This is a genomic window from Pseudomonas sp. 32A, from assembly GCF_052682255.1.
In genome coordinates this window covers 2521829-2546892 of record NZ_JBQYLY010000001.1, presented here as the reverse complement: position 1 = coordinate 2546892, position 25064 = coordinate 2521829, and the positions used below count along the sequence as shown (strand labels likewise).

The 25064-nt window shown below is 61.1% G+C and carries 24 protein-coding genes; 5 read left to right on the top strand and 19 right to left on the bottom strand.

The window, feature by feature from the left end:
• Positions 1–58 precede the first annotated feature (58 nt).
• The 8 genes from ACUN0G_RS11660 to ACUN0G_RS11625 all read right to left on the bottom strand — a co-directional run bounded on the left by ACUN0G_RS11660 (position 59) and on the right by ACUN0G_RS11625 (position 8894).
• Positions 59–1366 carry an amidohydrolase family protein gene (locus tag ACUN0G_RS11660; RefSeq protein WP_057023742.1) on the bottom strand — a complete coding sequence of 436 codons (1308 nt, stop codon included), beginning with the start codon at positions 1364–1366 and terminating at the stop codon, positions 59–61.
• A 519-nt stretch (positions 1367–1885) separates the two neighbouring features.
• Complete coding sequence (locus tag ACUN0G_RS11655) at positions 1886–3163, bottom strand: cytochrome P450 (protein WP_445573469.1); 1278 nt, start codon at positions 3161–3163, stop codon at positions 1886–1888.
• 135 nt (positions 3164–3298) lie between these two features.
• Positions 3299–3802: a carboxymuconolactone decarboxylase family protein gene (locus tag ACUN0G_RS11650; protein WP_172833423.1), complete on the bottom strand. Its 504-nt coding sequence runs from the start codon at positions 3800–3802 to the stop codon at positions 3299–3301.
• A gap of 1 nt (position 3803) precedes the next feature.
• Positions 3804–4979 (bottom strand): thiolase family protein, encoded by a 1176-nt coding sequence (locus ACUN0G_RS11645; protein ID WP_445573468.1) that lies wholly within the window; start codon positions 4977–4979, stop codon positions 3804–3806.
• Positions 4976–5878 carry a 3-hydroxyacyl-CoA dehydrogenase gene (locus ACUN0G_RS11640; RefSeq protein ID WP_445573467.1) on the bottom strand — a complete coding sequence of 301 codons (903 nt, stop codon included), beginning with the start codon at positions 5876–5878 and terminating at the stop codon, positions 4976–4978. The genes ACUN0G_RS11645 and ACUN0G_RS11640 overlap by 4 nt, the downstream gene beginning before the upstream one ends.
• Positions 5879–5891: 13 nt before the next feature.
• Positions 5892–6743, bottom strand: coding sequence for a fumarylacetoacetate hydrolase family protein (locus tag ACUN0G_RS11635; RefSeq protein WP_057023738.1), 852 nt, complete (start codon positions 6741–6743; stop codon positions 5892–5894).
• The gene (locus tag ACUN0G_RS11630) at positions 6743–7807 is read right to left on the bottom strand and encodes an amidohydrolase family protein (protein ID WP_057023737.1); all 1065 of its coding nucleotides are present in this window, start codon (positions 7805–7807) and stop codon (positions 6743–6745) included. Before ACUN0G_RS11630 ends, ACUN0G_RS11635 begins: the two co-directional genes overlap by 1 nt.
• A 346-nt stretch (positions 7808–8153) precedes the next feature.
• A complete protein-coding gene (locus tag ACUN0G_RS11625; protein WP_057023736.1) occupies positions 8154–8894 on the bottom strand; it encodes a TetR/AcrR family transcriptional regulator in 741 nt (246 codons plus the stop codon).
• A gap of 182 nt (positions 8895–9076) precedes the next feature.
• Between ACUN0G_RS11625 and ACUN0G_RS11620 the strand changes: the two genes are divergently transcribed.
• Positions 9077–10708, top strand: a complete 1632-nt coding sequence (locus ACUN0G_RS11620) for an ATP-dependent acyl-CoA ligase (RefSeq protein WP_057023735.1) — start codon at positions 9077–9079, stop codon at positions 10706–10708.
• A 60-nt stretch (positions 10709–10768) separates the two neighbouring features.
• Here ACUN0G_RS11620 and ACUN0G_RS11615 read toward each other — a convergent pair whose 3' ends face one another.
• Entirely contained in the window at positions 10769–11569 is an 801-nt protein-coding gene (locus ACUN0G_RS11615; RefSeq protein ID WP_057023734.1) for an SDR family NAD(P)-dependent oxidoreductase, read from the bottom strand.
• Positions 11570–11671: 102 nt separating this feature from the next.
• On the opposite strand from ACUN0G_RS11615, the gene ACUN0G_RS11610 reads away from it, so the two are divergent.
• The gene (locus ACUN0G_RS11610) at positions 11672–12427 is read left to right on the top strand and encodes a DUF2889 domain-containing protein (protein ID WP_445573466.1); all 756 of its coding nucleotides are present in this window, start codon (positions 11672–11674) and stop codon (positions 12425–12427) included.
• 9 nt (positions 12428–12436) lie between these two features.
• On the opposite strand, the gene ACUN0G_RS11605 is transcribed toward ACUN0G_RS11610, so the two are convergent.
• The 4 genes from ACUN0G_RS11605 to ACUN0G_RS11590 all read right to left on the bottom strand — a co-directional run bounded on the left by ACUN0G_RS11605 (position 12437) and on the right by ACUN0G_RS11590 (position 16312).
• Positions 12437–13012, bottom strand: a complete 576-nt coding sequence (locus ACUN0G_RS11605) for an aromatic-ring-hydroxylating dioxygenase subunit beta (protein ID WP_057023732.1) — start codon at positions 13010–13012, stop codon at positions 12437–12439.
• 87 nt (positions 13013–13099) lie between these two features.
• On the bottom strand, positions 13100–14500 hold the full coding sequence (locus ACUN0G_RS11600; protein ID WP_445573465.1) for a Rieske 2Fe-2S domain-containing protein: 1401 nt from the start codon (positions 14498–14500) through the stop codon (positions 13100–13102).
• Positions 14501–14618: 118 nt separating this feature from the next.
• Positions 14619–15614 (bottom strand): fumarylacetoacetate hydrolase family protein, encoded by a 996-nt coding sequence (locus ACUN0G_RS11595; RefSeq protein WP_445573464.1) that lies wholly within the window; start codon positions 15612–15614, stop codon positions 14619–14621.
• The gene (locus tag ACUN0G_RS11590; protein WP_445573463.1) at positions 15611–16312 is read right to left on the bottom strand and encodes an SDR family NAD(P)-dependent oxidoreductase; all 702 of its coding nucleotides are present in this window, start codon (positions 16310–16312) and stop codon (positions 15611–15613) included. The genes ACUN0G_RS11595 and ACUN0G_RS11590 overlap by 4 nt, the downstream gene beginning before the upstream one ends.
• 138 nt (positions 16313–16450) lie before the next feature.
• On the opposite strand from ACUN0G_RS11590, the gene ACUN0G_RS11585 reads away from it, so the two are divergent.
• On the top strand, positions 16451–16849 hold the full coding sequence (locus ACUN0G_RS11585; protein ID WP_057023728.1) for a Zn-ribbon domain-containing OB-fold protein: 399 nt from the start codon (positions 16451–16453) through the stop codon (positions 16847–16849).
• Positions 16849–18039 carry a thiolase family protein gene (locus ACUN0G_RS11580; protein WP_445575548.1) on the top strand — a complete coding sequence of 397 codons (1191 nt, stop codon included), beginning with the start codon at positions 16849–16851 and terminating at the stop codon, positions 18037–18039. Before ACUN0G_RS11585 ends, ACUN0G_RS11580 begins: the two co-directional genes overlap by 1 nt.
• Positions 18040–18048: 9 nt before the next feature.
• Here ACUN0G_RS11580 and ACUN0G_RS11575 read toward each other — a convergent pair whose 3' ends face one another.
• The 6 genes from ACUN0G_RS11575 to ACUN0G_RS11550 all read right to left on the bottom strand — a co-directional run bounded on the left by ACUN0G_RS11575 (position 18049) and on the right by ACUN0G_RS11550 (position 23467).
• Positions 18049–18834 carry an IclR family transcriptional regulator gene (locus tag ACUN0G_RS11575; protein ID WP_445573462.1) on the bottom strand — a complete coding sequence of 262 codons (786 nt, stop codon included), beginning with the start codon at positions 18832–18834 and terminating at the stop codon, positions 18049–18051.
• Positions 18835–18915: 81 nt separating this feature from the next.
• Positions 18916–20508, bottom strand: a complete 1593-nt coding sequence (locus ACUN0G_RS11570; RefSeq protein ID WP_445573461.1) for an MFS transporter — start codon at positions 20506–20508, stop codon at positions 18916–18918.
• A gap of 40 nt (positions 20509–20548) precedes the next feature.
• Positions 20549–21427 (bottom strand): fumarylacetoacetate hydrolase family protein, encoded by an 879-nt coding sequence (locus ACUN0G_RS11565; protein WP_445573460.1) that lies wholly within the window; start codon positions 21425–21427, stop codon positions 20549–20551.
• Position 21428: 1 nt separating this feature from the next.
• Positions 21429–22379, bottom strand: coding sequence for a VOC family protein (locus tag ACUN0G_RS11560; RefSeq protein ID WP_445573459.1), 951 nt, complete (start codon positions 22377–22379; stop codon positions 21429–21431).
• A 46-nt stretch (positions 22380–22425) separates the two neighbouring features.
• Entirely contained in the window at positions 22426–23184 is a 759-nt protein-coding gene (locus tag ACUN0G_RS11555; RefSeq protein WP_445573458.1) for an SDR family NAD(P)-dependent oxidoreductase, read from the bottom strand.
• Between the two features lie 46 nt (positions 23185–23230).
• Positions 23231–23467, bottom strand: a complete 237-nt coding sequence (locus ACUN0G_RS11550; protein ID WP_057023721.1) for a ferredoxin — start codon at positions 23465–23467, stop codon at positions 23231–23233.
• 334 nt (positions 23468–23801) lie between these two features.
• On the opposite strand from ACUN0G_RS11550, the gene ACUN0G_RS11545 reads away from it, so the two are divergent.
• Positions 23802–25064, top strand: a complete 1263-nt coding sequence (locus tag ACUN0G_RS11545) for an MFS transporter (RefSeq protein WP_057023720.1) — start codon at positions 23802–23804, stop codon at positions 25062–25064.

Here is a 25064-nt window from a genome sequence, read left to right as displayed (position 1 = left end):
CGGAACCTCTACCGCCCCACTGCCGCCCTTGGTGGGCGACGGTGGGAGCAGCGGCAACTTACAACGCGGTTTGCGCGTCAGCTTCGGCGAACATCGCGTTGATGTCGCCGGATGTCACCGGCTTGTTGTCTTGCCGACCGTGGTCGGCACCGCCCAGGCCCAGGGCCGGTTCGATGCTGACGTGAGTCGCCTTGGCCCGCAGCGCGGCGACCGTGCAGTCTTCGCGCTTATGGATCGAGAACGGGTCGTAGGAGAACTCGCGCATCGCGTTCAAGTGGGTGATCTTGTCGATCATCTCTTTATCCAAGTGCTGCAAGCCTTCCCACGCGGTTTCAGGCGAGTTCGGCCAGGTGCAGTCGGAGTGCGGGTAGTCGCTTTCCCAGGTGACCATCTCGGTGTTCAAGTATTTGAGGTTCTGCAGACCGAAATTGTCTTCGATAAAGCAGGTGACGAAATGTTTGTTGAAGATGTCGCTGGGCATCTTCCCGCCGAAGTTGGAGTTGGTCCATGCGTTGTGGTGGCGGTGCGTGAAGTCCGCACGCTCCAGCAAGTATGGAATCCAACCGATGCCGCCTTCGGAGAGTGCCATGCGCAGATCGGGGAATTTCTTCCACATCGGCGCCCAGATCCAGTCCGCCGCCGAGTTGGCGATGGAGATCGGCATCGAGGTGATCCAGGCGTCGATCGGTGACATGTCCGAGGCGTGATTGGCTTTGACGCCGGTGCCGATGTGGCAGCAAATAACCACCTTGTTATCGCTGCAGGCTTTCCACAACGGGTCCCAGTAATCGCTGTGGATCGACGGGTAACCGTGAATCGCCGGGTTATCCGACAGCGACAGTGCATGCACGCCCTGCCTGGCCAGACGCTCGACTTCGGCAGCGGCGGCTTTCATGTCCCACCACGGCACGATCATCAACGGGATAAAACGCCCCGGTGCGGCATTGCACCAGTCGTGCAAGTGCCAGTCGTTGTACGCCTGGATCGCGGCCAGGGACACATCGCGGTCGGCATGCACCTGGAAACGCTGCCCGGCAAAGCCCGGGAAGGTAGGAAAGCACAATGAGCCGAGCACGCCGTTGGCGTTCATGTCGTCGACGCGGTCCTTGATATTCCAGGTACCACGACGCATCTGGTCGTAGCCCAGCGGCTCCATGCCGTATTCCTCTTTCGGCCGGCCAACCACAGAGTTCAACCCCATGTAACCGGTGGCCTGCTCTTCGAACACCCACACATCACGGTCGCCCTTCTTGACCACATGAGGCTCACGCCCCTTGAAGCGCGCAGGCATGTGACGGGCAAAGGCATTCGGCGGCTCAATCGCGTGATCATCGACGCTGACGAGAATCAGATCTTCAACTTTCATTGTTTTTCCCCTTCGCATTCGGGCTTGTTGTTGTGCCTGAATGATAGAGCAGGATCTGCATTAATTAAACACTTTTTTTAATTGTGTTCATTTAATGCAGTTTTTCAAGCGTTTGGCTGGCTCTTGATTTTGATCTAGAGCGCCCCGTCAACCACGCTGGCCGAGGTACCGAGTGGTGGGGCGAAGACCTTTTGGTTACTTTTGGCTGGGCCGGCATTCCGGGCGGTTGCCAAAAGTGACCCGCCGTAAGGGCGGAACCAAAAGAGGCCATTACCGCAGAAACGGATATGTACTCCGACCGATAGCTCTGGCGCCCAACACACAGCCATCGCAGGCAAGCCAGCTCCCACCTTTTGATACGGTTTACACCCGGCAAGTGACCTGCTCGCCTGTAAGACCGCTTTCGCGAGCAAGCCCGCTCCCACAGGTGGGTCGCGGGGCATCAGTCACATCCCGGTCGACCTAGAGGCCGCTTTCGCGGGCAAGCCAGCTACCACAGTATGATCCGGTGTACGTCGGTCAATCCCACAACACATGCAGATAATGCGGCCCGCGCAACTGCGCCCCCACGATCTGCGGCCCAGGCTTGGACGGGTCAAGGCGAATGTTCGGCATCAAGTCAAGAATGGCATTTAGCGCGCAGTTGATCTCCGTCTTGGCCACAAACTGCCCGATGCACATGTGCGGGCCAAAACCGAAGCCAAACGAGGGCTTGGCCTTGCGATCGATATCGAAGGTATCAGCTCGTTCAAAGGCGTCTTCGTCGCGGTTCGCCGAGGTTACGATGCACTGCACCATGGCGCCCTTGGGAATCGCCACACCGCGAATCTCCAGGTCCTTGGCGGCCTGGCGTACCTTGAACGTGGCCACCGGCTCAAACCGCACCGCTTCATCGATGGCTTTGTTGACCAGGCTGCGATCGTTGCGTACGCGCTCCAGCACATCCGGGTGCTGCAACAGCAACGACATCAAGGTGCCAAAGGTGCGCGTCGTGGTTTCGCTGGCAGCTGGCAACAACGAGCGCACGAACGTGGCGATTTCGTGATCGTCCAGGGACCGGCCCTGGTACTCGGCATTGATCAGGCGACTGATCAAATCATCGCCGGTGGCGCCGTTGGCGCGGCGCTCAGCCACCACCGTCTTGACCACATCGTAAAGCGCCTTGGCCGCTTCCATCGCGGCACCGCGTGCGGCGGCGGCCTTTTCCGGGTCGACCTGGGGGCCGGCGAGAATGGCCAATGCCCAGGCGGCGTACTGCTCGATCTGTTCAGGGCGGTCTTCGGGAAAGCCGATCAGCGAATAGATCACGCGGATCGGGAAATACAGCGCGAAGTCCATCAGGTCGGCGCCCTTGGCCGGCACCATGGGCTTGAGGTATTCCTCACGAATGACGCGGTCGATCTTGGTTTCTTTCCAGCGGTTGACCGTCTCTGGCATGAACACCGGTTGCAGCAGGTTGCGGACATTCTTGTGGGCATCACCGTCCATCGCGGTAAGGATCAAACCATCAAAGAATGCGCCCAGGCCCTCGGCAATAAACCCGCTGGTGAACGTCCCGGCATCGCGCATCACGGCCATGACGTCGTCGTATTTGAACAAGGTAAAGGTGGGCCGACTGGCGTCCAGACCGGCAATCGTCGGCACACCCAAACGCGCCATGAAGTTGTCCTGGAGCACCGGGGAGTTTGCGCGCATGTCGCGGTAAGTCGCGTGCAGGTCAATGTCGCTGGTACCCCGGTAATTACTGGCGACATCGTTGAATGCCTTGGTCAGGTCACTCTGTGCAGGTGTGGACATGAGCATCTCCGTCATTTTTGTCGTTATTGTTTGAGGCTGATCGCAGTCAGGTCGCTATCAGGCGACGGCAGCCGGACTGCGCGCGAATATATGGACGCTTTTTCGATAATTGATCAGTTTCACATCCAAATGCAATCAGTAAGCTTGTTGAACGACGGTCATACGTCCGCCTGCCAACATCAACGCACAGAACATACCCAGCTCCACCACCTGCTCCGGCGAGAAGAAGATAGCCAGTTGGGCAAAATGCGTATCGTCGATAGCCAGGTAGTCACCGGCGAACAGCTCGGCGTAGGCAAGTGCCGCCTGTTCAGCGGGTGTGAAGTGCGCGCTGTCCGAGTTCATGCAAACAATGTCCTGCTCGGTAACGCTGTCGGACTTGCGCGCCAGCCGGCAGGCCTGACAGGTGGTGATGCTGGCAATCTTCAGCCGCACCAGTTCCCGCAAGCGCTCATCCAGCAGGCTTTCACTGTGCAGGGCCTCCATCAACCCCAGCCAGGCCAGGGCTGCCCGAGGCCGGTGAGCCCAGACTTGCACCGGGGTGATGGCGCTGAGCATGCGGCTTTGCCGGCCGCGCGCGACCGCCTCCTGCAACGCAGCCGGCATCGCCTCCAACGTAATCAGCGGCAGGCGCGCCACCTCAGTCGAGCCGTTCGATAATGGTGGCGGTACCCATGCCACCGGCGCAGCAGATCGCTTGCAAACCGTAACGCGCGCCACGTCGCTCAAGTTCGTTGAGCAAGGTGGTCATCAACCTCGCGCCACTGGCGCCCAATGGGTGACCAAGGGCAATCGCGCCGCCATTGACGTTGAGCTTGCTGTGGGGCACACCTGTTTCCTGCATCCAGGCCAGCGGCACCGAGGCGAACGCCTCATTGACTTCGAACAGGTCGATATCCGCAAGACTCAACCCGGCCTTGGCGAGCACCTTGTGGGTCGCGGCGATGGGCCCGGTGAGCATCAGCGTCGGGTCCGAGCCCACCGTGGTGAAGGCCACGATGCGCGCCCGTGTCTTGAGCCCGAGCTGACGCGCAGTATCGGCCCCCATGATCAGCAGGGCCGCGGCGCCGTCGCTGATCTGCGACGAATTGCCGGCGGTGATACGCCCGCTTTCCGGGCGAAAGCTGGTCTTGAGAGTCGCGAGTTTTTCCAGCGAAGTATCACGACGAATGGTCTCGTCGCGACTTAGCGTCGTGGCAGGCTCCTCCAGCGCCTTTTCCCGCAATGCCTCGACAGGTACGCCGACGATTTCGTTATCGAAATGGCCGGCATCGCTCGCGGCGGCCGCGCGCTGCTGGCTGGCCAAGGCAAACGCATCCAGCGCTTCGCGGCTCAGCGCCCACTTGTCGGCAATGCGCTCGGCGGCCTCGCCCTGGCTGGTCGGTTCATAGTGCTGCGCTGCCATCCAACCGAATGCCTCGCCGTGGATCTCGCGGTTACTGCCCATGGGCACGCGGCTCATGTTTTCCGCGCCGCCCGCCACCACGATGTCGGCAGAGCCTGCGGCAATCATACCGGCCGCCAGGTGCACTGCGACTTCACCGGAGCCGCATTTGCGGTCAATGGTCAGCCCTGGAATGGTCACCGGCCACCCAGCCCCAAGCAACGCGGTACGGGCAATGTTGGCCGATTGCTCGCCAATTTGCGTGACACAGCCAAAAATCACGTCGTCGACGCACGTCGGTGACAGATCATTGCGCTTGAGCAACTGGTCGATCACCCACGCACCGAGGTGATCGGCACGCACCCCCGCCAGGCCGCCGCGAAACCGGCCGATAGGCGTGCGCACCGCATCCACAATCACGATGTCGTTCATAGCGCACTCGCCTTGAGCCCGGAACCCGCGACCGGCTTACCTTCTTCGTAGCGGTAAACCCCGTGCCCGGTCTTGCGCCCCAGGCGCCCGGCCGCGACCATTTTGATGATCAGTGGGCACGGCCTGAATTTCTCCCCGAGGGTCTGGTGCAAGTAGCGCAGCACTGACAACCGCGTGTCCCAGCCCGTCAGGTCGCCCAACTCCAGCGGCCCCATGGGATGGTTGAAGCCAAGGCGCAGCGCGGTGTCGATGTCTTCGGCGGTGGCGGTGCCTTCCTGCAGCATCCACATCGCCTCATTGCCCAGCAGGGCCGACATACGGCTGGTGGTGAGCCCCGGGGACTCATTGACCACAATCGATGTTTTGCCCAACTGATCGCACAGGGTGCGCGTGCGGGCCACCACCTCATCGCTGGTCGCCAGGCCACGTACCAGCTCGATGAGCTTCATCTTGTGCACGGGGTTGAAGAAATGCATGCCGATCACCCGTTCGGCGCCCGGTATTGAGGCGGCAATCTCGGTGACGCTGAGCGCCGAGGTGTTGGTTGCAATGATTGCATCCGGCGCCAGCAGCGGTGCCGCCAGGCCGATCACCGCCTTCTTTACCGCCAGTTGCTCGGAGACCGTCTCCACCAGCCAGTTTGCGCCGGCGGCGGCTTCACTCAAGTCGCCGCCGGTCAGCAGGTTCGCCAGAGAAGCCTTGGCTTGCTCTTCGCTGACCTTGCCCAGGCGCACGCCGTCGCTGAGGATTTTTTCGATACTCGCTCGGGCCTGGGTCAACGAGGCGGCATTGGTGTCGACCAGCAGCGTTGTAAAACCCGAACTGGCGAACGCGTGTGCGATACCGGTTCCCATCAAACCGGCACCGACGACCACTATTTTTTCTTGTTTGGCGTTCATTTTTGTCTCTCGATTAAGCGTGGATTTTTCGCCCGACAACATTACGTAACGTGCCAATGCCTTCGACACTGGCCTCCACCACATCGCCCTCTTTAAGAAACAACCCGGTGCCCATGCCGACGCCTGCGGGTGAACCCGTGAACAGCACGTCGCCACAGGCAAAGCTGGAGCGCTGCTGCACAAAGCGAATCAACTGGCCTACATCCCACGTCATTTCGGCGGTCGAGCCGTCCTGGCGCGTTTCGCCATTGACCTTCAGCGTCAGGCGCAGCTTGGGCGAGCCCTCAGGGAACTCGTCCTTGGTGACGATCCAGGGGCCGAGGCCCGTGGTCTGGTCCTGGCTCTTGGCCGCGAATAAATCCATGCCGATCCCGGCCGCACCGCTGCGCTGCAGGTCGCGGGCACTGACATCATTGCCAACGGTGTAACCCAGCACGCAGGCCAGCGGGTCTTCCAGATCGATTTCATGGGTGCCGATCACCGCCACCAATTCCACTTCGTGATCGAGCTCTTCGGTCAGTGGCGGAAAACGGATCGGATCATGGGCGCCGATCAGTGCGCCGTAGGCCTTGAGAAAGGCCACCGGCTGAGCCGGTGCCCCCAAGCCGAACTCCACCAAGTGCTTGGCGTAATTGGCGCCCGCGACCACTACGCGATTGACCGGCTCGATCGGCGGCAGCAAGCGCACCTTGGACAGCGGCAACGCAGGGCCGGCAATGCGCACCGAGCTGATCCCGCGTCCTGCAGCCACCGCCGGCGCCCAATCCTTGAACTCACCGGAAATCGGCGTCACTTCGTTCTGCGCAACATCCACCACGGCCCAGAACACGCCGGACGCGAAATATTCACAACGCGCCAGCTTCATCAGGCACCTACCTTGCCCAACTTGGCGGGATCCAGGTGCAGCAGGCGGCAGGCATTTTCATAGCGGATCTTGCGCAGGTCGGAATCCGACAGACGCAGCCCGTCGGTCAGGTCGTGACGCACCGCATCGCTACCACCGAAGTTGCTGCCGTACAGCACATGGTCGGCGCCAATGATGTCGACCAGGGCCTGGCGCATCGGCACTTCATGCAGCTCGACATCAAAGTAGAAGTTCTTCATGTATTCCAGCAGCGGCTTCTTGTTGAATTTGACGTCGAGGTTTTCGTTGGTCTTGGCCAGGCGTCCCAACTGGTACGGCACATAACCGCCACCGTGGGTGATGTACACCTTCAGATTAGGGAAACGGTCGAGCACGCCACCGCAGATCAGGTTCCAGAAGCAGCGGCTCTCGTCGTACTGCATGCCGACGATGGCAGTCGTTTCATAGCGGTCGTCATTGGCGTTCTTGCCCCAGGTGACCGACTGGTTGTAGCCGTGGATGAACATCGGCAGGTCGAGGTCGCAGAGAGTTCTCCAGACCACGTCGAGTTCCGGCGAGTCGAACTCCAGGCCACCAAAGTTGGCGCCACCGGCAACCATGCCTTTGGCTCCCAACTCGGTGCAGGCATAGCGCAATTCGGCGGCTGCGGCCTCGGGCGAATTCAATGGCACATGCGCCCAGAACATCAGGCGGTCAGGAGCGGCCGAGCAGTATTCGGCCAGGGTGTTATTGACGGTGCGCGCAAACGGCACCGCGAACTCGGCTTCCGTCCAGTACATGTAGCAATGGGACGGGACGGACACCACTTGCAGGTTTTGCCCCGCCTTGTCCATGCCGGCCAGGCGCACTTTCGGATCGGCCCAGCGCGACAGGTACTCTTCAAGCTTTGGCCCGTTACCGGAACGTACGGCGGCTTTGCGCTCAGGCGAGCCCAGGCCCAGGATCCAGTCCCCGACACGCAGTTTGATATCGCCGTCGGAATGTTGCTCGAAGAAAGGCCCCCAGTGCGGGTGCTGGTTGTAGTAGCCCGGATGGGGAGCATGAGCGTGGAGATCGATGAGCATGTCTAGGTACCTCGAAGTTGGCACTTTTTGTTGGGGATTAGCGCGGTGCCTTCACGCGACAAGGTCGGTCTGCCGCGAAAAGGGGCAGCCGTACGGCTCGCTGCTAAGGCTTGAGCTTAAATTTAATTTGAGCATAAATCAAAAAACTGTTCATATTAATTTCAATCAGGCGTCCGAACGCCCGAGCCAGAGCGCTCGATCGGCGTGAGAAGCAAAGAAAAAGCACACGCAATTGCCCGCGAATCGAAAAAAACGCCGCTTAAGATTGCGATTAGTCAGCCATGCAGAAACACAAAGCCCCCCGAAATTCGGGGGCTCTAAAGGTGGTGCGGGAAAAACGCGGGGTTTAACGGCGGGTGCGCGACGTGGAGCCCATGATCAAGGCCCCGAGCAGTTTTTTCACGCGGATCGGGAACAGACGCCGCCCTGCCGCTTCCGGCACCAGAATTTCGCTGAGCACGTAGCGGATGATCATTTCACAGACCAACTCCCGGTCCAGGCGAACGCCCAACCGGTCGTCCCAATCGTCGAACACGATGCTCAGGCCGTCCTGAAAACGCACGATCGAGTCATGAAAAATTCGCCGGAAGAAGCCCAGGGCGTAATCCGGCGCCACGACCAGCAGGCGTCGTGCCCGGCTTTGTTCCAGGTAATTGTCGAGGTAAGCGAACAAGGCGTTGAGGCGCGCTTCGGGGTCGGTGATCGGGCCCAGTTCCTGGGACAGCGAACTGTGGAAGCTTTCGCGCTTGTGTCGCGAAAACGTGTCCAAAAGGTCTTCTTGTGAGGCGAAATACCGATAAAAAGTCCCCCGCGAAACCCCCGCGACCTGACACACATCGAGAATCGAAATGCGCTCGGCGCCGGACATCAACACCACTTCTTCAGTGGCCTTGAGGATATTCGCGATGGTTTCTTCCGAGCGCCGGTTCGGCTTGACCGGTGCACCGGACACGGCTTTGTTCCCGGCGCGCCGCTCGACGGGCTTGACCGCACGGGGAGCCGCTTCTGCCACTGCGGCTTTTTTAATTTTTGGGGTTTTCGCAGCTGGCTTAGGCGTTTCGGCTTTCTGCGGCGCAGTTTTTGGCATGGATTGGCAGGCTCATGAAGAGAAAAGATGGCCAACATTAGCACAGGATCTGTGCATAAATAACACAACATGTTCAACTTATTCCTAAAGACATTTTATTAGTTTGTATTTAGAATCAAATTCTTTCACCAAAATAAAATCAGGTAACCCCTTCGCTGCGGGCGCCTAAACGGAGAACCGATATGGGTAGCACTGGAAATCCCGAGACCTGGGCCGTCGGAGATCGAGACACGGTCATCGATGCGCTTGAACGTGCAGTGGCGAGGCATCCAGACAAAATATTGCTGGATTTCAGTGGTGAGTTATACACATATGCCGAGGTTGACTCACTTTCCACAAAAATGGCCAATGCGCTCACGGTGCTGGGGGTCAAGGCCGGTGAAACCGTACTGACGATGCTGGACAACAACATCGACGCGGTAACCACCTGGCTCGCGATCAACAAGTTGTGCGCTGTCAGCGTGCCCATCAACACGGCGCTCAAGGGCGAATTTCTGCGACATCAGATCGCCGATACCGGCACTTCGGTGGTGATTTGCGAAGCCGCTTACCTGGCGCGTATCACACCGCTGGCGGAACAACTGCATGACGTGCACCACATTCTCCATCGCGGCCTGCTGCAGAACGCTCCAGACTGTCGGATTCGCATCGCGCCGCTGGATGCGTTTCGTGGCCACGATGCCACCCCGCTGCCGACCAAACCGCAGCCATCCGACCTTGCCTGCCTGATCTACACCTCCGGCACCACCGGCGCATCTAAGGGCTGCATGATCAGCTACAACTTCATGTGCAACCTGGCGCGCCTGCAATTGCGTGCCGGGCCGGCCAGCGCCGATGACATCACCATCACCCCGCTGCCGTTGTTCCATATGAACGCGCTGTGCGTGTCGATCATTGCCAGCATCCTGGTGGGTGCGCGGGCGGCAATCCTGCCACGGTTCTCGGTGTCGAACTTCTGGCCGGAAGTGGAACGCTCGGGTGCCACCATCGCCTCGATCCTCGGCGGCATGGGCGGCCTGCTGGCACAAGCGCCGGATAACGATGCGATGCTGCGCTGCGTCGGGCAGATCCATACCGCACGTGGCAACCCTTACACCGAAGAGACCAAGCAGCTCTGGCGCGAACGTTTCGGCACGCGGCTGGTTGGCGGCAATGGCTACGGCCTTACCGAAGCGTGCGTGATCACTTCCCTGGCGGCCGGCGAATACGCCGCACCGGGTTCGTCAGGCAAACGCATTGCCGACTTTGACGTGCGCATCGTTGATGAATTCGACCAGGAGTTGCCTGCCAACTGCGCCGGCGAGATCGTGGTACGCCCGCTGCGCCCGGACATCATGTTCCAGGGTTACTGGAAGCGTCCCGAAGACACCCAAAAATTGATGCGCAACATGTGGTTCCACAGCGGCGACATCGGCAAGTTCGACGACGAGGGTTTTTTCTACTTCGTCGACCGCAAAAAGGATTACCTGCGGCGCCGTGGCGAAAACATCTCCAGCTTCGAGATGGAAGCTGCGTTCGCGGTTCACCCTGCACTGGCGGAAGTGGCGGTGCACGCGGTGCCATCCGACAAGGGCGAGGACGATGTGAAAGTCACGGCGGTGTTGCATGAAGGCGCAGCGCTGCAGCCCGAAGATCTGTTCCAGTGGGCGACGGATTCGGTGCCTTACTATGCCCTGCCGCGCTACATCGAGTTTCGCAGCAGCTTGCCGAAAAACCCTCAGGGCCGGGTGCTCAAGTATTTGCTGCGGGACGAAGGCAAGACCGCGACCACCTGGGACCTGGAAACCACATCTATCGTGGTCTCCAAGAAATAGGCGCTACGGCAACATCAGAAAAAGCGCGGCACTCGCCGCGCTATTTTTATCGCGCCAGGCTCAGTATTCCCGCACCGGCACCGCTTTGGGGCGGGAGTTGTAGCCGGGCAAATGCAGCCCACCGTCCACGTGGATGGTTTCCCCAGTGATATAGCGCGACATCTCCGACGCCAGGAAGACCACGGCCGGGCCGATATCAGCCTCTGGCTCGCCACAGCGACCCAATGGACGCATCGAGGCAGACATTTCGGCAAAACCCGGGTTTTCCGCCGCAAGCTTGTGGAACGTCGCGCCCATGGCGGTCGGCGCTATGGCGTTGACGCGTACATTGAAGCGTCCCCACTCCGATGCCGCGCTGCGCGTCAGCCCGACGATCGCCGCTTTCGCAGTGTTGTAGTCGCCATGCAGCCAGGCGCCGATTTCAACATCGATGGAGTAAAAGTTGACGATCTTGCCACCGCCGCGCGCCTTCATGTGCGGCAGCGCGGCACGCATCGCCCACCAGGCCGCCCACACGGTGGAACCCAAGGTCTGTTCAAGCATCGCATCGGTCTTGTCTTCCAACAGAACATTGGGCGTGGGGGCGAAGGCATTGTTGATGAGGATATCCAGGCCGCCGAATTCATCCACCGCCAACTGCACGGCCGCCTCGACCTGCGCCTTGACGCACACGTCGGTCTTGATGAACACCGCCCTGGCGCCCAGGGCCTTGAGCTCGGCGACAACGGCTTCGCCACTGGCGACATCCAGCTCCGCCACCACGACTGCCGCCCCCTCTTTAGCGAAATTGAGCGCAATACCGCGGCCAATGCCGCCCCCTGCGCCAGTGATCAGCGCGACCTGTTCGGTTAGCAGTGCCATGAGCCACTCCATTTTTTGTTTTTAGTGAACATTTTTGGTTATAGTGTTCAAATATAACCGATTTCTTACGCCTGAACAGCTGTAGTACAAAGGATATTGAGGATGACTGCATTTCGCCGCCGCGTGGATATCATCGCCAGCCGCCGCCATGGCTCTGGTGAAGTGCGCGCCGCCCTGGAAGACGACTTTCACCACTTTCGCGTTTGGGTCCGGCATGCAGACGCCACAGTCATCGCCATCGGTGGCGAAGCGCTGCGGTATCCGTACTCGATGTGCCCGCAGGCTTGCGACCAATTACAGCAGTTGGTTGGCATGCCGTTGGATCGCGTGGCGCATTCGGTCACCCGGCAAACCGACGCCAGCCATCAGTGCACCCATTTGCTCGATCTGGCCGGCCTGGCCATTGCCACCGCAGCACGCGGCACCACCGCGCGACGCTATGACATCCAGGTGGACCGCCGCGTCAATCAGCGTACACGCCCCACGCTGGTACGGGATAACCATGAGGAACTGGTCTGGGAAGTCAACGGTACCCTGATCGAAGGGCCCTCCCCCTACGCCGGTGTCAACTTGCGTGAAGGCATGGCGCGCTGGGCGCTGGCGACCCTTAACGAAGAAGCCGCAGAGGCGGCGCTGCTGTTGCGGCGTTGCACGCTGATTTCGATGGGCCGAGCATTCAACCTCGATGACCAGGCACACGCCGAGAACAGCAACCGGTGTTACAGCCAGCAGGCGGTGAGGGCCGAACAGGCCCTGCGGATAAAAGGTTCGACCCTGGATTTCAGCGACCGACGAGAACGCCTGTGCGCCGACGACCAGGCATGGCTGCAAGCGGTCAATGCACTCCCTGTGCATTGACCCTGTGCCTTAGAGAAACACCGCCAGGTTTGGCGTACCCAAGACCGCCTGGTCGAGAATGACCTCACGGCGCGCCAGCTTGAACCCGGTTTCACCCAGGCGCAGCACATCACGACGTTCGCCACTGATGACATCGACATGAGTGTCCTTGAAGCGGCTGCGGGTCAGCAGCAGATAGCTGGTCACCACGAACTCATCCGGCTTGGCGGTTTCCTCGACGAACACGTTGGTCACCAGACGACGCGTACGCGAGGGCGGATCTTCGGCCCAGGCGCTTTTGCCGGACAGGCGCAACACCCGGCCCATGATCGAACGATAATCGTCGTGGTAATGCTGCACCGTACGCACGATGGTGGTTTTCAGCTCTGCGGCCAGGCGCGTCTGGCGCAATGGCACGGTGTACACCAAGTCGGTATCCAGGCGCTCGGACCATTCCTGCAGGCGGATCTGGTCGAGCAGCGTGGCTTCCTCGTACAGAAAGGTCACCACGTCGTTATAGATCGGCGAACCCACCGGCACCCGTTTGGTGCCCACCGGAGAACCCGGCTGGATGTCTTCCTCGCCGCGTTGTTGAACCTGAGCCATGAGTCATTTCCTCACTGTTATTGTTGTGCTGATAGAGAGCGCTGCCAGCGAGCGCGGCCTGCAAGGGCCGCGCCGCCTGGCACGGGCTTACTGCTCGTCCGAAGCCGTCATCAATTCATGCCAGTACAACCACCAGTGCCATTGGGTGTCGTCCTTGGTGAAGCCTTCGTTGACGATCCCTGGGCCCGGCCAGCCTTCCGGCGCACCGGTTTCAAAGCAGGCCTGGTATTTGAGCGTGCTCTTGCGGCCCATGGCGCCTTTGGCGGCCAGGGTCATGTGCGGCCAGGTGTCGGAGTCATCCTGTTCAACCATGCCCGACGTGCCGAACAGCTGAATGGTCTGCTTGAGCATTTTGTCGCGCAGTTCCGGCGAAGCGTCCTTCTCGGCGAACACCCAGTTGACGAATTCCAGCTGGTTCGGCCCACGCGGCACGTAGGCGTGCAAGGTCATGGAGCCGACTACGCTGCCGTCCGGCTGCGGGATGTAGACAAAGCCGAAGAGAATGTTCGGGAACATCCCACCCACTTGCGGGGGCATGGTGGTGAGGACTTTCAGTTGATCCTCGCTGAGGTTGCGCGCCAACTGTTCAACCATGTCGGCGGTCATGCCGGCCGGAGGCAGTGCCTGGAGTTTCTGCTCCACGCTCAACTCCGCCGGATCGAGCCCGGTGAGGCGCTTGATCTTGCGCGCCAGGTCGATGCAGCGCAGCGCATGGCCATGGGGCGAGCTGATCTCAACGCCGATCATCTCCGGGCTCAGGTCGGCGGTCTCGCCTTCACCTTTCTTGGCATAGTTGCCCACTTCACCCAACCAGCGGTGCAGGGTCAGGGTGTGAAAGCCATCGGCAGCCGATTGCTCGCCGGCGGTTTTCCAGTTGGCGTTGACCACGAAGCGCTGCGGCGGGCCAAGCACTTCCATGCCCTTGTCCGAACGGCAAAAGAGCATGTCGTAATACCACTTGGCGTCACCGAGGAACTCGTCGAACGAAGGCCCGTCGATGTTCCAGGTAGCGAATACCAGGCCGCCGTACAACGTGACCCGGGCCTTCTTCAGGCCCAGCTCTTCCTTGGGCAGCATCTTGCCGTGCATGCATTCGCGCTCGACCGGCGAACCGACGAAGTCACCGTTGGGACGGAAGGCCCAGCCGTGATAGATGCATTTATGAATTTGCGTGTTGCCGCAGTCAGCGGTGCTGATGCGCATACCACGGTGCGGGCAGACGTTAAGCGTGACGAAGACTTCGCCTTCTTTGCCGCGCGCAACAATGACCGAATCGGAGCCCAGGTCACGCACCATGAAATCCCCGGAATTCGGAATTTCCGACTCGTGCCCCAGCAGCACCCAAATCTTGCCGAAGATCTTCTCCATCTCCAGGTCGTAAATCTCGCGGTCAGACAACACGCGCATCTGTACTTCACGGCTGGAGGGGTAGATGAGGTCAGAGACCTTGGTTCCATCAGACAACACGGGGCTTGTTATTGTTAGCATGCTTGCCTCCTACTCTTGGCTTCACGGCGGTAAGCCGCAAGATAATATAAGACACTTTTCAGATTTGCGTATACTAAATTCACGCACAATTTGTGGGTGAAATCACTCGAATCCGCTTTCACTGGGCAGGCTTTAGGCCCACTTGGGTACGCAGTACGCCGATACCGTCAATTTCCAGCTCAACCACATCACCGCGTTTCAGATACCGCAACTGCTCCAGGCCGCAACCGTTACCCACGGTGCCGGAACCCAGGAACTCACCGGCGTGAAGCGTTTCATCACGCGAAACGTGGGCGATCACATCTTCAAATTGCCAGCGCATGTCACGGGTATTGCCACGCCCCCATTCCTCACCATTGACCCGGGCAATCATGTTCAGGTCATAGGGGTCGCCCAGCTCATCAGCGGTGACCAGGCACGGGCCCATGATGTTCGCCGTATCGAAGTCCTTGCTTTTGGCCGGCCCGAGCATCCCGGGCATTTCCAGGGCCTGGGCATCGCGGGCGCTCATGTCGTTGAAAACCGTGTAGCCGACGATGTGTCCGCGGGCCGCCTCGCGGCTGATGTCCTTGCCACGCTTGCCGATGTAGCAGCCGAACTCCAACTCGAAATCCAGCGCCCGGGTGAAGCTCGGCCATTGGAATTCATCATCGATACCGACCACCGCAAAGCGGTTGCCCTTGTAGTAGATCGGTTGCTTGTTGAAGGTCTCGATCACGCGGTCATCGGCGCGGGTGTTCATGGCTTTCAAGGTGGCTTCTGGGTCGTCGGTACGCAGGGCGCGCGCGCGACGGGCTGCGGCGAAGCTCTGGCGCAGGTGCAGTTCGAAGCAGGAGCAGTCACGCATTTGCGGTGGCGGCTGGATCGGCGCGCGCAGCTTCACATGGGCACGCTCCAGCACCGCGTCGGCCGGTGCTTTGGCCAGCAGGCCACGCGCCAGCTCCAACGCCGGCTCGCCAGCCTCCACCAGCCCGAGAATGCTGCCCAGCGCCGCGCTGTCACGCCCTTGCACCGCGCGGTAGGCGCGTTGCAGGTCCAGCACCTGCTGATCGTCGTTGAACAAGGCTCCCGCGCGATCAATGCCCTCGGCATCGGTGTAGGTCACCAGCCTCATACGCGGCCACTCACCGGCAACAGCGCGCCGGTCACCGCTGCCGCGTCATCCGACAACAGGAACGCCACCACCGCTGCCAGCGCCTCGGGTGTAACCCAGCGGCTGCTGTCGGCGTCGGGCATATCGGCGCGGTTGGTCGGTGTATCGATAATGCTCGGCAACACCGCATTCACGGTCACGCCACGGTCTTTCAGTTCTTCCGCCAGGGCTTCGGTAAAGCGTGCCACGCCGGCCTTGGAGGCGGCGTACGCGCCCATGCCGGCCGACGCCTTGACCGAGGCCAGCGCGCCAATGTTGACGATGCGCGCGGCGTTGCCCGCCACCAGGTGCGCCAGCGCCGATTGGGCGCTGACCACGGCAGTGCGCAGATTGATCTGGTACAGGCGGTCCCAGGTCTCCAACTGCCCTTCCTCGACCGTCTCCCAGGCGAAGCCGCCCGCCACGTTGACCAGGCCGTCAATGCCGCCCCACTGCGCGGCGACCCGTTCAAAGGCAACGCCGGCCGACGCTGCCGACGTCAGGTCTACCCCATCCAGGCATAGCAAGCCTTGTGTGTCCAACAGCGTGGCAGGTGCCTCACTGCGATCGAGCAAGGCCACCTGCGCACCGCGCGCCAGTAAATACTTGCCCAGCGTGCTGCCCAACACACCGAACCCACCGGTGACGACTATCCTCTTGCCCTGTAATGGCTGGGACATAGCGCAATCCTCTTGTTGTTTTTAGTGCGCGAACAGTCGATTCGCACATTCACTACGGCGAATATATGACACTTTTCGAAAATATGTTCAAATGATACCGTACGACTTCGAGTCAAACACTTCGCAGCGGACTACGTCATGCCTAGAAAACTTCCCGCACTCAACGCCGATAACCGCGCCTTCTGGCAAGGCGGTGAACAGGGCACCTTGTTCGCTCACCATTGCGCGGCGTGCAGCCTGTACTTTCACCCGCCCGCCCCACTTTGCCCGCATTGCGCCAGCCTTGACGTGGCGCCCAGGGCGGTGAGCGGCAAGGGCAAGGTGCTCAGTTACACCGTCAACCACCAACCCTGGACGCCGGGGCTGGAGGTGCCGTATGTGGTGGCGATCATCGAACTGGTGGAACAGGCCGGCTTGCAGTTCGTCAGCAATGTGGTGGGCATGCCAGTTGATGAAGTGCACATCGACATGCCGGTGCGGGTCAGCTTCCTCAATATCGAGGATGTGTGGTTGCCTCTGTTCGAGAAGGATCAATGATGTTCGATCATCGGTATGAAAAAGACGTGGCAATCACCGGCGTCGGCCAATCCGAAGTCGGCCGACCGTCGAGCCTGTCGGCCATGCGCCTGACGGTCGACGCCTGCCTTGAAGCGATCGCCGACGCTGGCCTGCAGCGCAGTGACATCGACGGCGTGGCCTGCTGGCCGGGCGACAACAACAACGGCGATGCATTCTCGCCGGTGGGCCCGAGCGCATTGAAAAACGCGCTGGGCCTTAACGTGAACTGGTTCGGCGGCGGTTATGAAGGCCCGGGGCCGCTCGCCGGGGTGATCAACGGCGCCATGTCGATTGCAGCCGGGCTGTGCAAGCACGTGCTGGTGTTTCGCACCATCACCGAGGCCTCGGCACGCGTGGTCGACAAACAAGCCGGAGCCTTGACCAACAAGACCCAGGGCCGCGACAGCAGCTTCGCGTGGCAATGGTTTACCCCGTTCAACGTGCAGTCAGGCATCAACTTGATGGCGTTGTATGCGCAACGGCATTTTCATGAGTACGGCACCCGGCCGGAGCAGTTGGCGCAAATTGCCCTGACCTGCCGCCGCAACGCCATGCGCAACCCGAAGGCGGTGTACCGCACGCCAATGAGCATGGATGACTACATGGCGTCCCGGATGATTTCGTCACCGCTGCGTATGTTCGACTGTGACGTGCACTGCGACGCGTCCACGGCCATCGTGCTGTCGCGGCGGGACATTGCCAAGGACCTGCCCAACCGCCCTATCCGCATCGAGGCCATGGGCGCGGCACTCAACCAGCCCTGGTCGTGGGACCAGATCTCGCTGACGAAGATGGCCGCGTTCGATGTCGGCCAGATGATGTGGGCGCGCACCGACTACACCCCGCAGGATGTCGGCTCTGCGCAGCTGTATGACGGCTTTTCGATTCTGACGCTGATCTGGCTGGAGGCGCTGGGGCTGTGCCCCACCGGTGAAAGCGGCGCGTTTGTCGAGGGCGGTACCCGCATCGCGCTGGAGGGCGCCCTGCCGATCAACACCAATGGCGGCCAACTGTCCGCTGGCCGAACCCATGGCCTGGGCTATGTGCATGAGGCTTGCCAGCAACTGTGGGGGCGCGCCGAGGGCAGGCAGACGCGCGACCACGAGGTGAGCACCGTGGCTGCCGGCGGCGGCCCGCTGGGTGGCAGTTTGCTGTTGGTGCGCGAGTAACCGCGCGCCTCAGTACAGCACGCAGGCCACCTCGCCGCAGAACTCGATCAACGCCTTGCCCAGTTCGGCAAGGCCTTCCTCGTCGCGCTGCCCGCGAAACATCACGGCCGAGACGGTGAAGTCGATGCTGTCGGACGGCGAATAGATCGGCGCCGCCACCGCCAGGATGCCGACCGAAAAATGCCCGTCGTCCATGGCCCAGCCGCGCTCGGCCGCCAGTTTGACCTCCTCGCGATAAGTCGCCAGCGGCAACGGTCGGGCCCAGCGGATGGTCTCGTAACCGCTCTGCACCAGAGGGTCTTCCATGTCGATCTGGGTCGCGAACATGCGTCCGCTGGCGCCCATCAGCAGTGGCAAGCGTTGGCCTTCGGCCATGTCGATGCGCACGTCGGTCGGGCTGGCGGCGGAGCTGACGATCACGATCCGATCCGGGCTGGTGCGGCGCCACAGGGTGATCGTCACCCGCAGGCGCGCGGCCAGGTTCTGCAGCAGCGGCTTGGCCATCTGCACACGATGGCCCTGGGTCACTTGCTGTTCCACCAACCGCGCCAGGCCCAGGCCGACCGAGTAGCGCTTGGACATGGCACTGAAATCCACCACATCCTCCTGCACCAGCGTGCGCAGGATGTTAAAGCAGGTGCTGGGGTTGATTGCCAATTGTCGGGCGATGTCCACCGAACGTTCGGGCGTGCCGACCTGGCTGAGGTAGCGCAGGATACGTATGGCGTTGGAAACCGGCTTGACGGTAACCGCTGTGCCCAATTTAGTGCTGTCGTTGACGTCGGAAGAGTCCATGCCCAGTCCAGGTAACCAAAGATTGCTGGCATTCTAGCTTGAGAATGAAACCCTACGTGAAAGTTTTATCTGGGAATTTTCCTACGCATCGCTGACCGACGCCAAGGGCGGCTGGTAAATCAGCCGACGCGTCTGCAGGTCTTCACAGCAATAGCGCTCTATCAGGCGTTCCTGGGCGTGGTCCGCCTGTGTGACGCGTAACTGCTGGCGCAAATAGTCGAGCCAGGATTCAACCGTAAACCGCTCGACATACAGCTGCGGCTGCGCCATGTCGCGGTAAAGCCGCCAGTTCTGCGCGCCGTTGCGCCGACGCGCCTTGCCCACTGCGTAGACGCTGTTCAGGAAGTCCGCGCGCTGCGCATCCGTGACCTGATAGACGATCTCTACCGACACCGGTCCGTCGGCGTGGGCGACCGTAGCGGTCAGCAGGGGTTTTTCGGTCAGGGCCACCAGGGCGAAATCCGCTTCCTGGCCCAGCTCGAACTGCCCCTTGCGAGTGAGCATCAGCCCGCCGATCAACAACAGTGTCGCCAGTAGCAAGCTCTGCTCGAGCCCCACGTACTCGGCCAGTGCGCCCCATAGCACGCCACCGGCCGCCATGGCGCCCATCAACGTCAGCACGTACACCGAGGCCACGCGCGCGCGCACCCAGTTGGCCGCGTAGGTCTGCACAACCGTGGAAATGGTCGCGTTGACTGCCATCCAGCCAAAACCTGCCAACAACATCATGGCGCAGACCACCGCGCGGTTATGCGACAACGCTGCGCTGAGGGTGGCGGCGCTGAAGGCGATCACACCGCAGACGATCAGGCGTCGCAGGCTCAAGGTTCGGTACAGCTTTGGCAGGCAGATGGCCGACAACACCGCGCCAGCGCCGAGAAATGCCATCAGCAGGCCGTAACCACCGGCATCCATGCCCAGCTCCTGCTTGGCAACCAACGGCATCAATGCCCATAACGCACTGGCGCAACTGGTGAACACCAACACCTGTCGCAGCGCGCTGGATAAAACCGCCGAATGCCGGATATAGCGCAGCCCGCTGCGCATACCGCCCGCCAGGGTTTCCGGCGGCAAGCCAAACTCGGGCGGCGCGGGTGCCAGGCGAAACAGAAACAACATGACCACAAACATGCACAAGGCGATCACCACGAATACCAGAGTGGTGCTCCAGTAGGCAATCAACGCGCCTGCCAACGCGGGGCCCAATGCCCGTGTGGCATTGATGGCAATGCCATTCAAGGAGACGGCTGCAGGCACCTGGTCACGCGGCAGCACACCCACCATGGTCACCATCCACGCCGACATGCCCAAGGCACTGCCGGTACCCAGCACAAAGGTAAAGGCCAGCAACCCCAGTGCTTCAAGGTGTGCGGTCCATGCAAGGAGGCTGAGGACCACGGCGGCGAACAGCATCATGCACTGGGTGATGATCAGCCAGTTTCGGCGATCCACGCGGTCTGCGATCACCCCGCCCGGCAAGGCAAACAGGAACACCGGCAAGGTCACGGCCGTTTGTACCAGTGAAACCATGGTGGCGGATGGGGTCAGCGTGGTCATGATCCACGCCGCTCCCACGGTGTGCATCCAGATCGCCAAGTTGACCAGCGCACCGCCCAGCCATAAGCCACGGAACGCCTTGTTACGAAACGGCGCCCACGCCGAGCCATCGCTCATAGTTACTCCTGCCAGGAATTCATTGTTTAGGAACACCGGTTTACGCCAGCGGTTGACCCAACCTGCCCTTTGCCCGCGCGCCACTCAGGGCGCGCGGCGCGGCAATGGTGTTGCGCAAACGGCCGACACCGCTGATCTGCGCATCGACGCGATCGCCTGGCTGCAGGAAGCGCCCTGTTTCCAGCCCGACACCATGGCTGGACCCGGTAAACACCAGGTCTCCGGGGCGCAGGGTGATGCGCGCATCGAGGTAGTTGAGCAGCTCGTCCAGCGGGAAAATCATCTGCCGGGTGTTGTCCTGCTGGCGTAGCTCATCGTTGACAGTCAGTTGCATGTTCAACATCGGCTGCCCTCTCACACCCAACTCGTCAGGCGTGACGATCCACGGGCCGACGGGTGTGGTGCGGTCCATGGCCTTCTGGGTCAGCAAGTCCAGGCGGCCGATCTGTTTGCCGGCGTCCCGTGCGCTGATGTCGTTGCCGACCGTGTAGCCCAACAGGCAATGGCTGGCGCGCGGCTCATCGAGCAGCGGCCGGCCAATCACGGCGACAAGTTCGACTTCGTAATCGAGCTGGGTGGTCAGGGGTGGATAGTGGATCTCATCATTGGCCCCCACCAGAGCCGATTCAGGCTTCATGTAGGCCAAGGGGTGGGCCGGCACCGTGCTGCCCAGGCGTTGCAAATGGGGGTAATTCAAACCGACGCCAAACACCCGCCCGCCAGGCTCCAGGGGTGGAAGCAGCCGAGCGGCGGACCGGGGCAGGCGTTCAGGCCCCAGGTCCAGGGCATCCAACGCCTGCGCCCCCGTTAACCCGGCCCAGTGTGCGAACGGTGCATTAATGGGCCGCAGGCGATGGGTCTCATCTTCAAGCAGCGCCCAGAATGCCCTGCCGCCCACCTCGACCCGCGCAATGCGCATGTCAGCGCTTGGCCAGGTAGATGGGCAAGTACTCGGCGTCGAGCACCTCTTCGGGCGTCTTGACACTGGCACCCAGGATCGGCCCGACCATTTCATGCCCCCACAGGCTGAGCTTTTCAGGGTTCAGCTCGTAGGGATCGCCCTGCCACGGCTCGATTTCGGCAATGGTTTCGAAGGCAAAACCCGAGGGGGTGAAATGGTAGAACGACAGGTGCGGGTCCTGGGCATGCTGGCCAAGGGTCATCATCATCGGCAGTTCGCGCTGGCGCACAATGTCGTAGGTTTCGCCGACATCGCGCACATTGCGCACAAACAAGCCCACGTGTTGCACGCCCATCCGCCCCGGCCCGTGGCCATAGGCAATGTCGTGGCTGGTATGGTGGTTGAGCTTGGAGCGAAAGAACCCGGTGCGGCCCTTGCCCGCACCCGCACCATACCAACTGAACCCCATCACGTTGAGCAGAAAGTCTTCCAGCTCGGGGGTGTAGTCCGGCGTGATCAACACCACATGGCCGGCGCCCCGCTCATCGGCGAGAAAACCACTGTGCGGGCGCCCGGGCTGGAACGAACGTGGCAGCCATTTCTGCCCGTAGAACAGCTCGTGCCGATAGCCGACCGGGTCGCGAAAACGCACCACCTCGCGCACACCGCGCAGCTCGCAGAATTGCGCATCGCCGCGCGTGTATTCGACCTTGGCAGCCTCAAGTTTCTTGATACCGGCCTCGAACGCCATACGACCGATGGCCTCCCAACCGATATAGGCGATACGGTCGACCTCACCGGGGTGGAATGCAAACCGGTGGCGACGATCGTCGATCTTGAAGTACAGCGAATCCGGGTCGCTCTCGGGGTTTTTGCCTATGCCGAAGCCCATCACCTGCGGGCCGTATTCACGCCACGCGTTCAGGTGCGGGGTTTCGAAACCCATGTAACCGATGCCGATGATGTCCACGTTTTTTCACCTTTTTATTGTTCGAGATGAAACGGTGCGGCGCTGGCTAGATCGCCAGTAAGCCGCCGTCGATGACAAAGTCCGAGCCGGTAATGAAGGACGCCTCATCGGACGCCACGAAGACCGCCAGCGCCACCACTTCCTCGGGTTCACCGGGACGGTCCATCAGCACGCCGTCCAGCAGCATCGCGCGCAGCTTGGCGTCTTCCAGGAACGGACGGGTGCCGGGGGTAGCGACGAATCCGGGGCTCAGGCTGACCGCCCGTATGCCGAACGGTGCGCCCTCTACGGCAAGCTGCCGGGTGAACGACACCACCGCGCCTTTGGCGGCCGAGTGGGCACTGATGCCCGCGACCTTCGAGCCGCCCCAGGCGGCAGTGGACGACACATTGATGATCACCCCGCGCTGCTCGGCCAAGTGGTTCCAGGCGTATTTGGTGGTGTAGAACAGCAGGTCGATTTCGTTACGCATTGTGTACTGCCAATCTTCGATCGACAGTTCGCTGACCAGCCCGAAACGCGCGGCCGAAGCGTTGTTGTAGAGGATATCGATACGCCCGTGCTCGGCGACGGCGGCATCGATCCAGGCCTTGGCTTGCTCGTGGTCGCCCAGGTCGACCGGGGCACTGCCGTAAAGGGTGAAACCTTCGGCGCGCATCAATTCGGCGGTCTGCTCATGGCCCTCGGCGACAAAGTCGCAACCGACCACGATGGTGCCCTCGCGGGCAAAGCGCAGTGCTGCAGCACGCCCTTGGCCGCCGCCGGTACCGGTGATCAAGGCCACCTTATTGTGTAAACGTCCCATCGACCTCTCCTCAGCGTGTGTTATCCCAAAGCGCATGCGCGCCGATTCAAACGGCGTCGTCTGCGGCGGTGATGGGCTCCAGCCAGATGGCTTCGGCCGGACACGCTGCGGCACCTTCGCGTGCTTCTTCTTCAAGCTCCACAGGCACGCGGGCATCGTCGAAGTACACCAGGCCATCGGCGTCGAGTTTGTAGACACTGGGGCAGATCGTGGCACACAAGCCATAACCACAGCAGCGGCTACGGTCTGCCACGGCCTTGAACTGCGCAGGTTCTGAACTCATTTTTTTCTCCTTATCAGGTTCAGTTTCGGCAAATTATGAACACTTATTTATTTTATGTGCAATTAATTTTTAGCGCGGATATGCTGGTGATCAGCCCCGGGGGCAAAACAACCCGGCCGGCTGCCTGCGACGAGGGCTTGAATACAGTCAAGCCAGCTTGATCCAACGTCGCCTGCGGCGCAGGTATTTTCGTTTGTCTGTCAGTCACATGGCGATGCTGGACAAACCCAGATGGGCAATTTTAGTCTCCACCCGGTATCCGGTTCTGAATACAGAACCAAACAGTCTCCCCAGCAGCGCTTGGCTCAACAAAACCTATAAGGAAGCCAACCCCATGCAGCCTTCGAAAAACGAAGCGGCTATTGATTTTCATGAATTCCGTCAGGGCTGGAAAATCCTGATCCTGTCGGTCGCCGGTGTCGCCATCAGCATCAATGCCGCGCTGTTGTATGGCTTCGGCACGTTGGTGGTGCCGCTGGGCGACGCCTTCGGCTGGAGCAGAAGCGAACTGCAGGCGTGCATCACCTTCCTGTTCGGCGGCGCCGTGGTATCGCTGCAATTGGTGGGCTGGTTCAACCTGCGCTACGGGATGAAACGCGTCACCGTGATTTCGCTGCTGCTGCTCTCCCTCGGCTACCTGGCCACCACCCAACTGACTGCCTCCATCTGGTCGATGTACTTTGCCTTTGCGGTACTGCCGATCATCGGTATGGGCGCCTTGGCGGTCACCTGGACCCAACTGCTGAGCTTGTGGTTCGACCGCAATCGCGGGCTCGCGCTGGCCATCGGGCTGTCCGGTACTGGCGTCACCGCAGCCACCATTCCACGCCTGATGGCCTGGGGCATCGAGCAATGGGACTGGCGTGCAGCCTTCGTCATCCTCGCGTTGCTTAACCTGCTGGTATTGCTGCCCCTGATTTTGCTGTGGTTCAAGCTGCCGATGGCCCAGGGCGATGGCGACAGAAAGCAGGCGCTGGCGGCCCTGCCCGGCATGAGCTTTCGCGAAGGCATGGGCTCGCTGAAGTTCTGGACCTGCAACCTGGCGCTCAGCCTGGTGATTTCCTCGATTGTGGGGATGGTCACCAGCACCGTGCCCATGCTGCAAGCCAAAGGGCTGTCGGCGGGTGACGCGGCCACGGTATTCAGTTGCTTCGGGATTTCGCTGATCTTCGGCCGGCTGTTGATTGGCTACCTGCTCGATCGCCTGTGGCCGCCTGCGGTGTCGGCGATCAGCCTGATCCTGCCTGCCGTGGGGTGTTTCATTTACCTGAACACCTCCACCGAAATCGCCCCGTTGATGCTGGCGGCCGTGCTGGTGGGTTTTGGTGCAGGCGCAGAATTCGATATCGCCGCCTTCCTCATTGCGCGTTATTTCGGCTTGCGCGAGTACGGCCGCCTGTTTGGTGTGCACCAAGGCCTGAACACCGTGGCCTCGGCCCTGGCGCCACTGTTGTTCGCCGTGATGCTCGCACGTACCGGTTCCTACACCGCGATGCTGGTGTACAGCGCCGCCTGCTGCCTGATCGGCCCGCTGTTGCTACTGACCCTGGGCCGCGTGCCGCGCTTTACCGCGCAGGCGCTGCCCCATCAATCCTGA

Coding starts and splice junctions, on each gene's coding strand:
- ACUN0G_RS11565 (WP_445573460.1), bottom strand. CDS start 21,427: ATGCGCATTGCGCGGGTCGAGGTGGGCGGCAGGGCATTCTGGGCGCTG.
- ACUN0G_RS11580 (WP_445575548.1), top strand. CDS start 16,849: ATGTTCGATCATCGGTATGAAAAAGACGTGGCAATCACCGGCGTCGGC.
- ACUN0G_RS11620 (WP_057023735.1), top strand. CDS start 9,077: ATGGGTAGCACTGGAAATCCCGAGACCTGGGCCGTCGGAGATCGAGAC.
- ACUN0G_RS11595 (WP_445573464.1), bottom strand. CDS start 15,614: ATGAGGCTGGTGACCTACACCGATGCCGAGGGCATTGATCGCGCGGGA.
- ACUN0G_RS11660 (WP_057023742.1), bottom strand. CDS start 1,366: ATGAAAGTTGAAGATCTGATTCTCGTCAGCGTCGATGATCACGCGATT.
- ACUN0G_RS11605 (WP_057023732.1), bottom strand. CDS start 13,012: ATGGCTCAGGTTCAACAACGCGGCGAGGAAGACATCCAGCCGGGTTCT.
- ACUN0G_RS11625 (WP_057023736.1), bottom strand. CDS start 8,894: ATGCCAAAAACTGCGCCGCAGAAAGCCGAAACGCCTAAGCCAGCTGCG.
- ACUN0G_RS11570 (WP_445573461.1), bottom strand. CDS start 20,508: ATGAGCGATGGCTCGGCGTGGGCGCCGTTTCGTAACAAGGCGTTCCGT.
- ACUN0G_RS11550 (WP_057023721.1), bottom strand. CDS start 23,467: ATGAGTTCAGAACCTGCGCAGTTCAAGGCCGTGGCAGACCGTAGCCGC.
- ACUN0G_RS11615 (WP_057023734.1), bottom strand. CDS start 11,569: ATGGCACTGCTAACCGAACAGGTCGCGCTGATCACTGGCGCAGGGGGC.
- ACUN0G_RS11545 (WP_057023720.1), top strand. CDS start 23,802: ATGCAGCCTTCGAAAAACGAAGCGGCTATTGATTTTCATGAATTCCGT.
- ACUN0G_RS11645 (WP_445573468.1), bottom strand. CDS start 4,979: ATGAACGACATCGTGATTGTGGATGCGGTGCGCACGCCTATCGGCCGG.
- ACUN0G_RS11630 (WP_057023737.1), bottom strand. CDS start 7,807: ATGCTCATCGATCTCCACGCTCATGCTCCCCATCCGGGCTACTACAAC.
- ACUN0G_RS11575 (WP_445573462.1), bottom strand. CDS start 18,834: ATGGACTCTTCCGACGTCAACGACAGCACTAAATTGGGCACAGCGGTT.
- ACUN0G_RS11585 (WP_057023728.1), top strand. CDS start 16,451: ATGCCTAGAAAACTTCCCGCACTCAACGCCGATAACCGCGCCTTCTGG.
- ACUN0G_RS11655 (WP_445573469.1), bottom strand. CDS start 3,163: ATGTCCACACCTGCACAGAGTGACCTGACCAAGGCATTCAACGATGTC.
- ACUN0G_RS11610 (WP_445573466.1), top strand. CDS start 11,672: ATGACTGCATTTCGCCGCCGCGTGGATATCATCGCCAGCCGCCGCCAT.
- ACUN0G_RS11640 (WP_445573467.1), bottom strand. CDS start 5,878: ATGAACGCCAAACAAGAAAAAATAGTGGTCGTCGGTGCCGGTTTGATG.
- ACUN0G_RS11600 (WP_445573465.1), bottom strand. CDS start 14,500: ATGCTAACAATAACAAGCCCCGTGTTGTCTGATGGAACCAAGGTCTCT.
- ACUN0G_RS11555 (WP_445573458.1), bottom strand. CDS start 23,184: ATGGGACGTTTACACAATAAGGTGGCCTTGATCACCGGTACCGGCGGC.
- ACUN0G_RS11590 (WP_445573463.1), bottom strand. CDS start 16,312: ATGTCCCAGCCATTACAGGGCAAGAGGATAGTCGTCACCGGTGGGTTC.
- ACUN0G_RS11635 (WP_057023738.1), bottom strand. CDS start 6,743: ATGAAGCTGGCGCGTTGTGAATATTTCGCGTCCGGCGTGTTCTGGGCC.